Annotated in this window: 12 protein-coding genes; 6 read left to right on the top strand and 6 right to left on the bottom strand. The window is 61.8% G+C overall.

Annotated features, from left to right (window positions below; genetic code table 11):
- The first annotated feature begins 21 nt into the window (after nucleotides 1–21).
- Nucleotides 22–1,248: a hypothetical protein gene (locus SINAC_RS36020; protein ID WP_015250464.1), complete on the top strand. Its 1,227-nt coding sequence runs from the start codon at nucleotides 22–24 to the stop codon at nucleotides 1,246–1,248.
- Nucleotides 1,249–1,511: 263 nt separating this feature from the next.
- Nucleotides 1,512–2,084: a hypothetical protein gene (locus SINAC_RS36015; protein ID WP_237722724.1), complete on the top strand. Its 573-nt coding sequence runs from the start codon at nucleotides 1,512–1,514 to the stop codon at nucleotides 2,082–2,084.
- Between the two features lie 211 nt (nucleotides 2,085–2,295).
- Here SINAC_RS36015 and SINAC_RS36010 read toward each other — a convergent pair whose 3' ends face one another.
- Together SINAC_RS36010 and SINAC_RS36005 are read right to left on the bottom strand one after the other, a co-directional pair.
- Nucleotides 2,296–2,805, bottom strand: coding sequence for a CAP domain-containing protein (locus SINAC_RS36010; protein ID WP_015250462.1), 510 nt, complete (start codon nucleotides 2,803–2,805; stop codon nucleotides 2,296–2,298).
- A 398-nt stretch (nucleotides 2,806–3,203) separates the two neighbouring features.
- Nucleotides 3,204–3,986 carry a YqjF family protein gene (locus SINAC_RS36005; RefSeq protein WP_015250461.1) on the bottom strand — a complete coding sequence of 261 codons (783 nt, stop codon included), beginning with the start codon at nucleotides 3,984–3,986 and terminating at the stop codon, nucleotides 3,204–3,206.
- 181 nt (nucleotides 3,987–4,167) lie between these two features.
- On the opposite strand from SINAC_RS36005, the gene SINAC_RS36000 reads away from it, so the two are divergent.
- From SINAC_RS36000 to SINAC_RS35990, 3 genes are all read left to right on the top strand, one after another.
- Nucleotides 4,168–5,355: a baeRF10 domain-containing protein gene (locus SINAC_RS36000; RefSeq protein ID WP_015250460.1), complete on the top strand. Its 1,188-nt coding sequence runs from the start codon at nucleotides 4,168–4,170 to the stop codon at nucleotides 5,353–5,355.
- Nucleotides 5,356–5,579: 224 nt separating this feature from the next.
- Nucleotides 5,580–6,503, top strand: coding sequence for a bestrophin family protein (locus SINAC_RS35995; protein ID WP_015250459.1), 924 nt, complete (start codon nucleotides 5,580–5,582; stop codon nucleotides 6,501–6,503).
- Nucleotides 6,503–6,943 carry a hypothetical protein gene (locus tag SINAC_RS35990; RefSeq protein WP_015250458.1) on the top strand — a complete coding sequence of 147 codons (441 nt, stop codon included), beginning with the start codon at nucleotides 6,503–6,505 and terminating at the stop codon, nucleotides 6,941–6,943. Before SINAC_RS35995 ends, SINAC_RS35990 begins: the two co-directional genes overlap by 1 nt.
- A gap of 245 nt (nucleotides 6,944–7,188) precedes the next feature.
- On the opposite strand, the gene SINAC_RS35985 is transcribed toward SINAC_RS35990, so the two are convergent.
- Together SINAC_RS35985 and SINAC_RS35980 are read right to left on the bottom strand one after the other, a co-directional pair.
- A complete protein-coding gene (locus SINAC_RS35985; RefSeq protein ID WP_015250457.1) occupies nucleotides 7,189–8,574 on the bottom strand; it encodes an IS4 family transposase in 1,386 nt (461 codons plus the stop codon).
- Nucleotides 8,575–8,863: 289 nt separating this feature from the next.
- Entirely contained in the window at nucleotides 8,864–9,166 is a 303-nt protein-coding gene (locus SINAC_RS35980; protein WP_015250456.1) for a hypothetical protein, read from the bottom strand.
- Nucleotides 9,167–9,285: 119 nt separating this feature from the next.
- Between SINAC_RS35980 and SINAC_RS35975 the strand changes: the two genes are divergently transcribed.
- Nucleotides 9,286–10,527: a glycoside hydrolase family 71/99-like protein gene (locus SINAC_RS35975; protein WP_015250455.1), complete on the top strand. Its 1,242-nt coding sequence runs from the start codon at nucleotides 9,286–9,288 to the stop codon at nucleotides 10,525–10,527.
- A 53-nt stretch (nucleotides 10,528–10,580) separates the two neighbouring features.
- Here SINAC_RS35975 and SINAC_RS35970 read toward each other — a convergent pair whose 3' ends face one another.
- Together SINAC_RS35970 and SINAC_RS35965 are read right to left on the bottom strand one after the other, a co-directional pair.
- On the bottom strand, nucleotides 10,581–11,471 hold the full coding sequence (locus SINAC_RS35970) for a PEP-CTERM sorting domain-containing protein (protein ID WP_015250454.1): 891 nt from the start codon (nucleotides 11,469–11,471) through the stop codon (nucleotides 10,581–10,583).
- A gap of 156 nt (nucleotides 11,472–11,627) precedes the next feature.
- Entirely contained in the window at nucleotides 11,628–14,615 is a 2,988-nt protein-coding gene (locus SINAC_RS35965; protein ID WP_244884919.1) for a GAF domain-containing protein, read from the bottom strand.
- Between the last annotated feature and the right edge of the window lie 364 nt (nucleotides 14,616–14,979).

Raw genomic sequence — 14,979 nt, 5'->3', positions numbered from 1 at the left:
CTTCGAGAGGGACCGCAAGTGATGCCACTCATCAAGCCGCCGTCGCTGAGCACGCTCGTCGCGCCACTGGTCGATTTCGTCGACTACCCGAACGGCCTCTTCCGTGTTTATTACACCATGAGGGACGTGTTCAATGGCAGGTCGGACGAGCGCATGGGCGTCTTCAGCCGGGACCTCGTTCTTCGCTATGCGCATGCACTGGAGCAGACCGCGCGGAAGTTCCTGGAATGGGGCTGGGATGCGCCGCTTCGCTGGCCCCAGCACGGCGATCGCGTGCCTGTCTATGTCTTCGACACCTCACAGTGGGTTCGAGCCCACGCCCCGTTCACCCAGACCAATCTCTGGGGTTACTCGTTGATCGGCTTGCGGAGCGACATTCCCGAACCGCGGTACGATGTCATGTGGGAACGGGCCGACGTGGAGGCTGTCCACGAAGCCACGCATGTTTTCACTCACCGAAACCGCCGCCCAGAGCCACGGTTCTGGGGAGGGGTGACAAGGAAAGATCGGTGGTATTGGCTCGACGAGGGGACTGCGGTGTTCATGGAGGCCCAGATGTTTCGCGGCCATAAGGAGCCGATGCGTTTCGCGACCAACTTCGTGTATCGGCCCGATCTCAGCCTCGTGGACGACGGCCCCGGCGGTGGCTACTTCGCCGCTTGGTTCGTCCGCTGCTTGGTGCTCAAGCACGGTCACGAAATTCTCCGCGATGCCTGGAAGCAGGCGACCCCCCTCGACGCAGACCCGATCGCCGTCATCGACCAGGCGTTGAGACGTCGAAACCACTCGTTCGATGCCGCATTCACCGAGTACTGTGTCGACTCGGCCAGTATGTGCGACTTCGATTTCGACGTCTTCACCCGCCATGGCAACCGTTCGATCACCGAGTCCTTTCGCCTGAGCCACGTCAACGCACCTGTTCAGTCGAGCGAGGTCGATTGGCTTGAGCCGCTCGCCTGCCGCTATTACCGGGTCGAGTGGGATCGCGCCCAGGGCCGATCGATCGAGGTTGCCGTGAAGTGGGAGTCCGCCACGGCGATCGATGGGGTCAAAGCCGTTCTCATCCCCTACTGCGAGGATGGTTTCGCGAGGAGAAAGCTCAACCTGGAGATGCAACCCGACCGATCCGAACTCCGGAGAGTTGTCGACTTGAAAGCGGACGAGACTCGCGCCCTCCTGGTTGTCGCAAGAGGAACCGCGCTGGACGACGAGGCCATCGGTTTCCGCATCGAGTGTTCTGCCCGTTAGGCGTGAGCCGGTCCAGATCCGTCGTTGTTGCCGTGGCTCGGGCCTTGTCGCAGGATGTCGCCAGGTGTCCCAGGTTCCCACTTTGGCCGCGCCGAAGTCTCCGAGGGGAATCGGCCTTGCCAGACGTCTCAAAATGAGACAAGATGCCCGGCCGGCCAAAATCCCGGGGCATTGATGCCCCCACACGTCGCAAGATTTGGCTGGTTCGGCCTCTCGATCCGATCGATCCCGTCTTGGCCGTAGGATGCGTCCCAGGGGACGAAATGATGATCATGCGTCTCAGGATGTTCGCGGCCAGTCTCGTGGCGGCCGTCGCAATCGGGCAGGCCGGTTGCTCGATCGTTGCGCCTCGGCCGGTGGCGGAGAACCCGCTGCTCGTTCCCTCGGCCGACTATGAGACGGTCTGGAAAACCACCGTTGCCGTGCTCGACGAGTACTTCGACATCGCCACTGAGAACCGGCTCTCGCACACGATCGTGACCCAGCCCAAGAACGGGGCGACGCTGCTGGAACCCTGGAATGGGGATTCGGTCGGGTTCGACGAGCGGTTGGAATCAACGATGCAGACGATCCGCCGGTTCGCCCGGGCGACGATCACCCAGGCGCCTAACGGAGGCTATGTCGTCAAAGTCGAGGTTCACAAGGAACTGGAAGACCTGGCCAGGCCAGAGCGTGCGGCTGCGGGACGCGCGGTGTTCAATAACGACTTCCCGGTGAACCGGAGCCGCGAGATCGTCGGTCCGGTGCCCGTTCCCAACGGCTGGATCCGCTTGAATCGGGACTCGAAGCTGGAGCAGGTCATTCTCCAGCGGATCCGCGACGAACTGTTCTTGTGAGCCGTTGGAGATCCACGAAGATCGCGATCGACGACCGACACGTCATGTGGCTCAATCGTCGATCACGAGTCGTCGGCCCTTCAGACCGACCGGCCTGAAGGGGACGACCCTGCCGCAAGGGCGTCCGAGCCCGGCCAATCCGTGGCCACATCACGGGCTTCGTTGCCTCTCGGTCCTTGAGCAGGATCGTTTCAATGCAAAATCGACCAAATCAATAAGCGTTGAAGGTCCAGTAGGCGCCCAGGCCGGCGATCCCAATCCATCGGATCGTGGGGTCGAGCAGGGCTGCGCGGTGGCCTGGGGAATTCATCCACATGGCACCGATGCTGGCGTACTGGCCCATGGCGGCGTTCTGCCGACGGGCGGGGCCCATGACGTGGTGGCCCATCCCTCGCGACTGCTGCTGGCCGTTATTCACGGAGGCCCAGCTCGACAGGTTCGGGTCGTAGCCGACCGGGGGGAGCCCATAGCTCGCCCGAGTGGCGTTCAGCCAGGCGGTGAAGCCGTAAGGATCACCGGCTGGGGGGGCCGGCGCGGCCTGGACAGGGCTGGCGACGGCGGCGGTTGCGGGCCTGGCGATGGTTACGGGTCTTGGGGCGACTGCGGTTGCGGGAGGGATGGTGACTTGTTGGGCCCCGGCCGGCTGCGTCGCCGCCAATGCGAGGGCAAGAAGTCCGAGCGGAAACACGGTGTTCATCTTCAGGAGGGTGGCAAACGGCAATGGACAAACTCCTTTGGAAGCACACGGGTTGCGACTGCGCCGGCGCAGCCGCCTCTCCCCCGCCACGGTCCCAGATCGCAAGTGGCCTGACCACTCGTCTTCTCCCGTAGCTTCCCGTGGTGCATTGCCAGAATGGGATGGTTCTTCTGGAAATGCAACCCTATTCTTCGGCCACGGCAAAAATAACGGCGAAACCGGGATCGCAAAAACGGTTTATGGATCGCTGAAATTCGAGTTTGTTGATGCGTTTGCTGTGGCTGAATAGGGGGATTAGGGCGGCCTTTTGGTGGATGGAAATGCGAGAGATTGCAGAAACGTATGGTGTTCTGTTTGTGATTTTGATTTGAAGGAATGGTGTGGCTTTGTGCGAAATGAGGATGGTGGACCGTGCCTGCCCTTTACGGGAGAATGGTGAGCGGAAAGACCTCGACGCAGACGCCCTGGGAGAAGTGGGCGAGGGGGGGGACATCGGGGCGAGGGAGACCGGCCGCGGAGAGAAGCGACTCCTCGAGAGTGGTGACGTCGGCCGATTGAAGCGGGTAGGGCGTGTGGTGGACCTGGCCGCGATAGAGCCGGCCCCGGTGGCTGGCGTAGAGCAGGTAACGCTCGGCCAGGAAGTGCTCCAGGGTGCCGGCCGTGGCGGGGGCGATCGGGCCTTTCGGCACGCACTGGATCGTGCAGGAGGCTGGCTTCGGGCCGGGCCAGAGCCGTTCCGAAGAATAGGAAATCCCCCTGGTCGTTGTCCCCGAGCCGGGAGATTCGTGGGACAGGCGCATTCGAGCGTGATGGTAGGGAAGATGGAACCAGGCCCGCGCGGTGACGACGGCCAGAGGGTTGGCTGCGTCCAGGCTGAAGAACCAGACCCCCGGGTCCCGCCCTTCGACGTGAACGTACGTTCGGACGTTCGTCTCATGGAAGCGCGAGAGGAAGGGAATCGCCGGGACGCCGATCGGTCGGACGCCACTCATGGTGAATGGAACGAGTCCAACGTACGCTTTACCCTGGTAGAGATCGAGCTCCAGGCCGGGGGGGAGGAGAGGGCGAATCCGTTCCGCCGGAACTTCCCAATGGAGAAAAAGGAGAAAAGTCCAATCCTGCCGCATCACGGCGGGTCGAACCGGGCGTACTCTTGGCGTGTCTCGATCGATGGGGCCTGGGAGTCCCGTGGGTTCAGGAAGCATCGGTCCCTCTTTGGCACGACGGCATCGTAGTTGCTTAGTTGTTCTTTGTTCATTTCGAGGGTGATGGAATCTCCGGCGAAGGACGATTCCAAAGAGTGGGGGAGTTCTCATTTTCGAGAGCACTCCCCCAGCATCAGCGCCGCTCACCGCGGCGTCCAGGATACCCGGGAGGCAGTTCTTCATGATGACCTTGACGCGCCAGGAGATCGAGGTACTGCTCGATTCCCCGAAGCAACGGCACTACGTCGTTAGCGCGTACGCCGATATGACCGTCCAGGACGGCTTCTCGCGACACGTCGAAACTCACCTCCGCAACCAGGCGAGGGCGGCCGAAGTTGCCCTTGGCAAGGCTGAGGCCCGCAAGAGCCTCGAGGCCAATATCGAGGTCATTCGCAAGGCGATTGCCGCCGCCGACCACTCGGCCAAGGGCCTGGCGGTCTTTTCCAGCGTCGACCAGGGCCTTCGGCACGTCGTGCCGCTCGGCTTTCCGGTCGAGAACCGGCTCATCATTGACGAGGAATCCTTCGTACTCCCGCTGCTCGAGTGTTGGTACGCCGAGCCGAACTATTTGATCGCGCTGGTCGACTCGGACCAGGCTCACCTCTTCGAGGCCCATCACGGCCTTCCCGAGCCGGTTCGCGACCTCCACCGCGAGGACGCGCACGAGCAGATTCAGCGCGACAAGCCGCGGTTCACCTACAAGAAGCGGTTCTCCAAGACCGACCACGAGCACTTGCACGGGACCGAGCAGGACAAGTTTCTCCACGCCGTCGCCGATGCAATCATCGAACATGCCCGGGGTGGGCCCTTCACGGGGCTGATTCTGTTGGGGCATTCCTCGATCACTCAACCGCTGCGCCGACTCCTTCCTCGTGAGTTGGAAGCGAGCGTGACGGGCGAGGCGGCCCATGCGATGACGACTCGCCCCGAGGACCTGGCGGACGACGTGAGCCGGCTGATCGAGAACGACCGAGGGGCGCGGGAGGCTCGCGGCCTCGCCGAGCTTAAGGATCGTTGGAAGCAGAAGCATCTCGTGGCCAACGGCACGACCGACGTCCTCGATGCGCTTCAGCAAGGCCGGGCGACGCAGATCCTTCTGGGCCGCCGCCGCGACCTGTCAGGAGCGATCTGCCGCGATTGCCAGTACCGGCTCGGCGCGGCCACAGGGGTCTGCCCTTACTGTCAGGGGATGTGCCGGCCGATCAACGCCGCCCAGGAGATCCTCCGGATGGCGATGCGTCATCGCGTGCCCGTCCGTATCTTCAAGGGGAACGGCACCAAGGTCGATCCGTTCACGGCGGTTGGCGGTGTGTCCGCATTTCTTCGCGCTGAGGCGAACTGGACTCCGGCCTCTCACGGGGCGGCCTGAGCCGTAGCGCAGGCCTTTTGGAATTCCTCGACGTTTCGGACGGCGGCAAGTTTCTCCCAACGAAACTTGTCGCCGTTCGGATTGGGCCCACTCCGCGCCCGGGCGTCTCGAAGCCTTGATCCCCTGCTTCCGGAACCTTATCTTCGTCAAACGGCCGCGCGGGTCGGTGACGACGTGGCTCGGACCGCGGGGCGGATTCCGGATGGCTCGAGATTGTTGGGGATATGATTGATTATAATAAGCGAGAGTGGACCCGCAGCCTGTTCTCGGTCCGGGGGACGATGGTTCACGAGATCAGCGGCCGTGTTTCCGCGTGTGCGGTCTGGGCCGTGGCGGTGGTCGCGGTCCATCATCTGATCCGGTCGATGGAGATTCTGCCCACCACGCACATGTTGGTGGGCGTGGCGCTTGGGCTACTCCTTGTCTTCCGCACCAATGCCTCCTACGACCGCTATTGGGAGGGGAGGCGGCAGTGGGGCAGCATCATCAACGAGACGCGCAACCTGGGCCGGGCCTCCCGCGTCTTCCTGAGTCGTGATCGTGAGCTTCTGGAAGAGATGATGCTCTGGACGATCGCGTTTCCCCACGCCGCGATGAACTCGCTCCGGGGTTCGTCCGGGTTGGGCGCGATCGCCCAGCGACTGCCCGCCGCCGAGGTCGAGGCCGTGCTTCAGTCCGGCGACATCCCCTTGGCCGTCGCCGTCCGGATCAGCGAATGCCTGGTGCGGGCGCGCGATCGTGGGATCATCTCCGACTATGTCACCGTGAGCCTCGACCAGAACGTTCAACTCCTCATGGATTACTTCGGCGCCTGTGAGCGGATTCACAAGACGCCGCTCCCGTTTGTCTACGTCGTTCACCTCAGGCGTGCCCTGGTCCTCTACTGCTTCACCCTGCCGTTTGCCCTTGTCAATCCCTACGGCTGGTGGGCCATTCCCGCCTCGTTGCTGGTCGCCTACACCTTCTTCGGGATTGAAGAGATCGGCGTCGAGATCGAGAACCCGTTCGGCCTGGATGCCAACGACCTCCCGCTCGAGCGGTTCTGCGAGACGATCGAACGCGACCTGATCGAACTTACCGACGGTCTAGGCCCGCGCGAGGTCGCGGCGGCGGAATCCCACCGGCCCATCTCTGGAGTGGTGTCTTGATGATCCCGAGTCCCCCTCACGCTCCGCTCCATAACATCCTGCTCTTGAGCTGTATGGATCTTCGGCTTCTCGATGAGATCGTGGCCTTCATGGACCTCATCGGGATGACCAACCGCTACGATCACGTCATCCTCGCCGGTGCAGCCTTAGGGGCAAGCTATGACGGTCTACCCCACTGGGGTCAGACGTTCTGGGATCATATCGATATAGCCCGGGATCTTCATGACATCAGGGAAGTCTATATCCTTGAGCACCGCCAGTGCGGCGCCTACCGGAAACTGCTTGGTTTGTCCTTCGGGGATCACGATGAAACCGAAGCCCTGGCGCATGCCGAGGTCGTCTCACGCCTCAAGTCGCAGATCCAGGTCCGCCATCCCGACCTTGGGGTTCGTGCTTTCCTGATGGACCTCTTCGGGGGAGTGACCGAGCTGGCGATTTAGCCGTTTCAAGGCTTGCCAGGGGTATGGCGGCCTTTGCCAGCCCCGGAGGGGCGACCGTTTCTAGCCCAGGGCGCAAGCCCTGGGGAATTTCTCGAGGCCATGCGCCACTCTCCCCGCCGCGGCTGGCGGGCCATCGGCCCGCCAGCCGCGGCGGGGAGAGTAGCAAGATAATGAAGATATTTTTTGTTGGATCACATCCAGGGGCTTGCGCCCTTGTCCTTACCAAGAACGTTTGCGCAGTAATGCTACTCCAAGCGAAGGTCCAGCTCAGCCCCCTGAACCATCGCTTGGAGCTTCATCCATCCCCTCCAGATCGTTTGCCATCCCGGCTCACCGTCCCCCTTCCGTCCCAGGAATCCCCCGAGTTTCGCCAACTCCCGAAAAAACTGATACGCTCCCCATGGCAACACCTCAGTCGCTCGCCGAAACGCGCGGAGCACGGCCACATATTTTGGCGGGGCAACTTCGATCGCCGGCCGCTCCGGTTCCGATCGGGCGATCCCTTTCAACTGCAAGAGCCGTACCGCCACCACTGACAGCAGGCCCGTCAGCGCCTCCAGCCGATGGCTCGCCTTGAGTTGATGATCGGCTACACTGCAACCCGATTTCAACGCTTTGTGCCATTCTTCGATCAGCCATCTCTTTTCATAATAGGAAATGATCTGCAACGCATCCTCCAGGCAGGCCACTTCTAGAGAAGTGTACAGCACCCATTCGATCGGTTCTTTGACCGAGGCGGGCGGATCGATCTCACGCACACACACCACGTATTGCGCAATCGGTTGCGGATCGAGACCCTTCAGCGAGTCCGCGGGCTGCCGCGGTACGAGCATCGTCGCCCGCACGAACGTGACGGTGAGCTTGGCGGTTCGCGCCGACAATCCGGGACGAGCCCGCAGCTTGAGCGTGAAGCAACCCGCTTGCGGTGCCGATTCGAGTTCCTCCTGCAACGGGCGTTCGAGACCATCGGCACCCTGAACGCGTCGATGCAGGCTCTTGACCCGTCCGACCCAATCGACGCCCTGACGCTGGGCGCGGCAATAGACCTCGAAATCGTCGGATCCACGGTCCATGACGTGAACCCAGCGTGTGTTTTGGGGCGGGGAACCGATCAGTTCGATGAGTTTTCCCCAGACCTCCGACTCGCGATCGCGTTTGCGGCGTTGCGTCCGACTCTCCCCCTTGGGAACCGGTTTGCGATGAAAGAGAATTTGGCCTGCGAGGCCGTAGACGACCTCGTCCTTGTGGGAGACCATCAATCCGGAGTGGATCATGAAGCCCTGACCCGTGCCCGTACCAACGGGCCCCACGCCTTGAATCTGTCGGGTGCATCCGAAATCAATCTCGGTGGTGTCGTCAAGGATCAGGGCCATCTCGGGGCTGGTTTCCCGGATCGAACGCCAATGCGGCTCGGCAATCGCCCGGAAGTTGACGGCCGAGGAGTCGAGCAGGCGATAAGCGGCCCTGAGGTCGTCCCAATTGCCCGTCGCTTTCGGAAGACTGGCCGAGGAATCCACGGCGATTTGCGTGGCGAGTCGGATCAGCCGCGTTTCTCGGCGTTTGTCGCCCAGATCGGCACCGGCGAAATTGGCTTGGGCCCAAGCCTCAGGGTCGGTCAGTGTGGGACTCATGATGAGCATCCGAGCAAGCCAGGGTACCTTGACCCGGGCCGTCAGACCGGCGGGTGGGTCAAGAGAAGCATTGACTATGCCAGATTGCCCGAAAAAAGCAGGGGGGAAACCCTGGATTCTGTACGAATGTTCTTGGTAAGGATAAGGGCTTGCGCCCCTGGCTATTAACGGCCGCCCCTTCGGGGCTCCCGGAAATCGGCCGATCCGGCTATGAGGATATTCTTGTTTGAATCGTATCCCATTGTCCGCTCGGTCCATTGGCGTGGCAAGGGAAGCGGGGGATGATCGATCAGGCCTCCGGCAGTTCTTTGGAAGGGGAACACTGCCAGGGTTCGCCTCGAGCCGAGCGCTTGGCGGTCCACCCGGGGGGGAGTTTGGCGAGTTCGACGATGCTGGGGTCGAGCGTTGCGATCGTCTGAAAGGGGACGAGCGACGCCTCCTCGACGGAGAACGGGCCTCCGTCCAGGAACAGCCAGTCACCGTCGCTCTTCTCGTGAAACACGAGGAGAATCGGGGCTTCGCCCTCGGTGATCTGTTTGAGGGTGACAACGGCGTGGGTCTGGGGTTCCGCGAATGCCCAATCGTTTGACATGGTTCCTACCTCCCTTTGCGTCCGGTTCTTCGCTCATAATACCAGGCGTTCGGCGAAGTGAAGACGCCGAGTCCGAGACCAATCCAGATCGCCTGATCGGGCCGTCGGGGGTGAACGCCGTGAAACAGACAGGGAAAGTGATCGGGGTCGGGGTGTTGTTGGCCTGGCTGGCCGGCTCCTCGTGGGGCGGCGAGCCCCCTGTCGAGCGGCCTCTGATCGACGCGACGAGCCTGAAGCAGAAAGTCCTTTGCGGATACCAGGGGTGGTTCCGGGCGCCGGGCGACCCGGCGGGCGAGGGCTGGCGGCACTGGAGCCGTGACTCGTCGCGGATCACTCCCAAGAGCCTGACGTTCGAGATGTGGCCCGATATGTCGGAAGCCAGCGACGACGAGAAGTACCCGGCCTCTGGCTTCACCAGCCAGGATGGGCAGCAAGCTCACTTGTTCAGCTCGGCCCACCCGCTCACGGTCGAGCGCCACTTCAAGTGGATGGAGCAGTATGGGATCGACGGCGTCTTCGTGCAACGGTTCCTGGTCAGCCTTCGCGACCCGTCGCTCGACCGGGTTCTCGGCCACGTTCGGGACTCGGCCGCCAAGACGGGCCGGGTGTACGCCGTCTGCTACGACCTTTCCGGGGTCCGCGAGGGGCGGCTCTTCGACCTGCTGGCCTCGGATTGGAAGCGGCTGGTGGACGAGATGAAGGTGACGCGGGACGAGCGGTATCTGCACCACGACGGCAAGCCGGTCGTGTTCGTCTGGGGGTTCTATAGCGACCGCTTCGGCCCGGCGCTCGCGCATCGGATCATCGACCTGTTCAAGACGGTCCCCGGCTATGAAGCGACCCTGGTCGGCGGCTGCCAGTGGCAGTGGCGGGCCGAGCCGGATGCCGAGTGGGCTCGGGCGTTTCGCCGATTCGACGTGATCAGCCCGTGGAATGTCGGCAATACCACGAAGGTCGAGGGACGCAAGCAGGCCGCTACCGGTTCCTGGAAGGACGACCTGGCCGAAGCGAACAAGGCGGGGATGGCCTATCTCCCGGTCGTCTATCCGGGGTTCGGGTGGACGAACCTGAAGGGCAAGAATGCCACCGGCGCGACGGTCCCTCGCCTCGGGGGCGAGTTCTTCTGGCGACAGTTCGTCAAGGCTGCGGACCTTGGGATCGACATGGCCTATGTCGCCATGTTCGATGAGGTGGATGAGGCCACCGCGATCTTCAAAGTCAGCAACACCCCGCCCACGCAGGCCCCGTTCGCAACCTACGATGGGTTGCCGGCTGACTGGTACCTGCGACTGACCGGTGAAGGGACGAAGCTGCTCCGGGGAGAGCGGAAGCGTCAGCAGGAGTTGCCGATCAGGCCCTGAAGGCCGTGGGACTCAGGATCGGCTGATGCTCGGCTGGAAAAGCCCTGACGGGCTCAGCACGCTCCCTGCGCCTCATGACGACGGGAGCGACGGAAAACCAGGTAACCCATGCCAAGCATGAGCGTGGCGAGCGACGTTGGCTCGGGAACCGTGACGGGATCCGAAAGGAGCAGGTTGGAGGGAGTGAGGAGGAGGGAGTGATATTGAGCCCCCGACTGCTGATCCCATTGATGAGCGAACAGGAGTATCCGTCCTTGATCGTCGAGGCCGAGTTCGGAATCGAGCTGCCAGCTTGGCAGCAATTCCTTCAGGTCCGTCCTGGTATTCGACTTCATATCGAAAAGATAGAAATTCTTCGCGTAGTAACTGTTCGGTCCGTAGGGAACTCCCCCCATGCCGAGGACCTGATCCTGATTGTTAAGGAACTTGGCCTCGGCGATTTGCCCGCTGGTGGAATAGTTGTTGGGCGAGCCCCAGAGGATGTTCAGGGAGCCGAACGAGCCGTCGGATTGACGCTGAGACGCAAAAACCACGCTGCCGGCTCCTGCCGCGTGGCCGGCTACGCCATAAATGTTTCTCCCCACAAACAGGCCGTTCTGGTTGAGGAATCCATCCTCAGTTCGGCTGTAAGCGTTGTTGGGATCCCCATAAGTCATGGGATTGTAGATGGGAGCGTTATTCAGCGGCGGGACCAGCGGGAGGACGGATTGCAGATTTGCCAGATGGTTGTTCGTGTTCGGGAACGTGTAGGTTCTCTGGCCATCGGGGGCGATGACGATCCCGTTGCCGTCCGCGTCGGTCGAAACCTGGGCTGTTCCCGTACCCAGGTCGGTGACGGTGTAGCCGGGAATGATGTCGGCGCGGGCCGATGAGCGGGGGACTCCAAACAGTGTGAGCGCGATGCAGAAGAGAGGAGCAAACCTGGTGAGAATCGACCGCTCCATGATCGTTGCCTTCCTTGGATGACGACTCGCTAGATCAAACCAGTTGGGGGTAGTGAAAAAATGATCGATCTCCGATCGGCCGTCAAGGGTAATTTGGTTGAATGCGCTGGCCCAGAATGGGAGCCATGCAGGGGACCGAAGAACGTTCGGTTGGTTTCACCGCGTCGGATTCCGTTCGCATGAACGACCGATCAGGGTGAGCAGAGCGTCGTGGTCGATCGGTTTCACCAGGTGGTGATCGAAGCCTGCGCTTGCCGTTCGCCGGCGATCTTCGTCCTGACCGTAACCCGAAATGGCGATGATGAGGAGGTCTTCGTGCCCTTTCTCGGCGCGGAGTTTCTGGGCGACCTGATAGCCGTCCATGCCGGGGAGTCCGATATCGAGCAGCACGATCTCCGGCCTGAAGTCGCCCACCCGTTCGACGGCCTCGACGCCGGTCGTGGCGGTGGCGACTTCGTGGCCTTTGAGCCGGAGCAGTCGTGCCATGCTTCTCACCGTGTCTTCGTTGTCGTCGACCACCAGCAGGCGTCGGCCTTGCCTGTTCCGGTCCGTCCCGGTTGCGGTCATGGTCTTGGTCGCCCCGGGAGTTCGAGCCGACTGGATCTCCGGGGAAGCGGCGGGAAGGGTAACACGGAATGTGCTTCCCTGCCCTGGGCCGTTGCTCGCCGCCGTGACGGTTCCGCCATGCATCTCAACCAGGGTCTTCACGATGGTGAGCCCGATTCCCAGCCCCCCTTCCGAGCGGGCCAGGGTGCGATCGCCTTGGGTAAATAGCTCGAACATCTGGGGAATGCGTTCGGGAGAAATCCCGACACCATTGTCCTTGACGGAGAGAACGATGGTTTCATCCAGGCGCGCGGCGGCCACGGCGATCCGGCCCCCTTCCGGGGTGTATTTGGCGGCATTTGTGAGCAGATTTGTGATGATCTGTTCAAGACGTAGCGGGTCTGCGTGAACCGGCAAGGGCTCTCGAGATGCAGAAATGGTGAGTTTCTGTCCCCGCTGCTCGATGGTCGGCCTGACGGCTTCCACGGCCTGATCCAGGACGATCGAAGCGTCGATCGTCTGGCGTTGCAATTCGATCTTTCCATGGGTCAACCGTGAGACGTCGAGCAGGTCGTCGATGAGGCGAGCGAGATGCTTCACCTGGCGGTCGAGGACCTCGTTGGCCCAGTCGCGATGCTCGCCGCTCTGGTCCTCCCTGAGGAGTTGCGCGGCGTTGCCGATCGAAGAAAGCGGATTTCTCAGTTCGTGAGCGAGCATGGCCAGGAATTCGTTCTTGCGGCGGTCCGCGTCGATCAGTTGAGCGTTGCGCTGGTGCAACTCATTCTCGAACTGCTTTCGCTCGATGGCGATGGTCGCCATGCGGGTGACGATGTCGATCAGTTGGAGATCATTCGCCCTCGGTTGCCGTGGGTGGCGGTAGTACATCGCCACCGTGCCGAGCACCGTGTCGTTGCTCGAGAGAATGGGGTGCGACCAGCATGCCCGGAGTCCGTGAGCCAGCGCCAGTTCCGCGAAATCGGTCCAGAGCGGGTCGTTGGCGATGTCGCTCACATAGACCGGCTTCTTGAGAAAGGCCGCCGTCCCACAGGAGCCGACGGTGGGGCCGATGGCGAGGCCGACGATCGCCTCACTGTAGGCTTTCGGAAGCGTCGGCGCGACGCCGTACCCGAGGTGGACGCCGTCGGGGTCGAGCAGGAGGATCGACGCGTGCATCTCCTCCGCTTCAAACTGCTTCTCGATCATCCGGCAGAGCGCGTCGAGCACTTCGGAGAGGCTCGAGTCGAGGACCACCAATTCGAGAATGTGCTTTTGCTGTTCGAGGAGGGCTTCGTTCCGTTTGCGGTCGGTGATGTCGAGCGTGAGCCCGACCAAGCCCAGGGTCGGCTCGTTGGGGTGGTCGATCGGCCGGCCACGGGCGGAGATCCAGTGCAGGCTGCCGTCAGGCCAGTAGACGCGGTATTCCGCTTCATAATCCACGCCGGTGGCGAACGCTTGTTCGATCCGTTCGATGACGGTTTTTCGGTCATCGGCATGAAGGCAGTCAAGAAAATCATTGTATGTAAATGGATCGTCCGCCCCCCGGCCGAAGTCGGCCTTGCAGCGTGCCGAGCACCGCACCTCCTTGCTGGGAAAATCGACGTGCCAGCTCCCGAGCCTGCCGACCTCGAGGGCGTAGCGAAGCTCATACTCGCTCTGGATCAGCGCCTGCGCGCTCCGTTCGTGCCGGTCGGCCCGCTCGCGTTCTTCGTTCATGAGCCGCTGCCGCTCTTTGGCGAGAGCGACGGAGTGGCAGACCGCCTCGAGGAATTCGAGCTCATCGTCACTGAAACGATCTCGATTTCGGGTCGCAAACGAGAGGGTGCCGATCAGACGGTCGCCCGCCATGAGGGGATTGCAGGCGTAGGCACGAAGGCCAAAGCTTTTCGCAACCTGAACTTTTTCGTCAGTGGAGTTCTGAATATCGGTCGCGACGATGGGCTTTTTGAGGAGGGCGACGGTGCCGCAGACAGCCTCGCCAAAATGGAGGCTTTTGATGCCTTGGGCCTCGGCTTCGGAGATCCCCGTGCACGAGTCGAGTTGCAGGCCGTCGGCCTCGGGGTTCACCATGAAGTGAAAGTAGGCGTCGAGCCCGAGATGCCTCGAGACGGTCTCAAAGAGTCGGGTGACCATGGCCTCGGGATGGTCGTTTGAGAGAAGTTTGCCGGTGGCGTCGGACAGGATTTGAAGCCGCTCGTTGCGCCGTCGGAGCGACTCCTCATGACGGCGCTGCTCGCTCACATCACGGAAGACGACAACTGTACCGAGGATGATTCCATTCTCTTCGATGGGTGAAGTGGTTTGCTCGATGGGGATCAAGGTTCCCAACTTGGTGCGCAGCAGTAGCCGTTTCGGCAGGTCGACCGATTGGAGTTCCCAGGCGGCGATCGGTTGCGGCGGTTCGACGTCCCTTCCGGTTTCCTCATCAAAAAGCGGAAAAACTTCGGAGATGCATTTTCCCTCCGCCCACTCAAGCGTGCGCCCTGTGAGCGTCTCGGCCGCGGGATTCATGAATGTAACGCAACCGTCGACACCGCCGACGATGACGGCGTCGGCGATGCTTTTGAGGATTGTTGGGACCCACCAGAGGCCGTCAGCCATCTTCAACATAATTCTTATGTCGCTGCAAAAGTGTTGCCTGCACAGTAATCATAACTCAGGGGGGAAGCGAAAATAAATATTCTGATAACCCTGGGAAAAACGCTTAAAATTTGATCGATTTGGGTTTCTGTGCGAACCAAGGGCAAATTGTCCACAGGTTACCACATCGAACTTTGACGACCGTCAACGGGCCATCGCACATGTTCCATCATCGGGTATTGCCGGGGCACCAGCGATGTGTGTCGATCTGAACAGTAAGCCCATGGGCAGGAGATTTTTTTATGCTTCTTGTTCTCCAGCTCGCCTACCGAACCTGCCGATGGCCCGGAGCGTCCATCCCGGGTAGATATCGTTCCAGAGGACG

It is taken from the genome of Singulisphaera acidiphila DSM 18658 (assembly GCF_000242455.2).
Lineage (GTDB): Bacteria > Planctomycetota > Planctomycetia > Isosphaerales > Isosphaeraceae > Singulisphaera > Singulisphaera acidiphila.
Note: the sequence above shows the minus strand (reverse complement) of the source record. Positions and strands in the feature narration are given on the sequence as shown.

Bases quoted from the DNA above. Each gene is read 5' to 3' on its own strand.
- SINAC_RS36020 (WP_015250464.1), top strand. From the start codon at position 22: ATGCCACTCATCAAGCCGCCGTCGCTGAGCACGCTCGTCGCGCCACTG.
- SINAC_RS36015 (WP_237722724.1), top strand. From the start codon at position 1,512: ATGATGATCATGCGTCTCAGGATGTTCGCGGCCAGTCTCGTGGCGGCC.
- SINAC_RS36005 (WP_015250461.1), bottom strand. From the start codon at position 3,986: ATGCTTCCTGAACCCACGGGACTCCCAGGCCCCATCGATCGAGACACG.
- SINAC_RS36000 (WP_015250460.1), top strand. From the start codon at position 4,168: ATGATGACCTTGACGCGCCAGGAGATCGAGGTACTGCTCGATTCCCCG.
- SINAC_RS35995 (WP_015250459.1), top strand. From the start codon at position 5,580: ATGATTGATTATAATAAGCGAGAGTGGACCCGCAGCCTGTTCTCGGTC.
- SINAC_RS35990 (WP_015250458.1), top strand. From the start codon at position 6,503: ATGATCCCGAGTCCCCCTCACGCTCCGCTCCATAACATCCTGCTCTTG.
- SINAC_RS35985 (WP_015250457.1), bottom strand. From the start codon at position 8,574: ATGAGTCCCACACTGACCGACCCTGAGGCTTGGGCCCAAGCCAATTTC.
- SINAC_RS35980 (WP_015250456.1), bottom strand. From the start codon at position 9,166: ATGTCAAACGATTGGGCATTCGCGGAACCCCAGACCCACGCCGTTGTC.
- SINAC_RS35970 (WP_015250454.1), bottom strand. From the start codon at position 11,471: ATGGAGCGGTCGATTCTCACCAGGTTTGCTCCTCTCTTCTGCATCGCG.
- SINAC_RS35965 (WP_244884919.1), bottom strand. From the start codon at position 14,615: ATGGCTGACGGCCTCTGGTGGGTCCCAACAATCCTCAAAAGCATCGCC.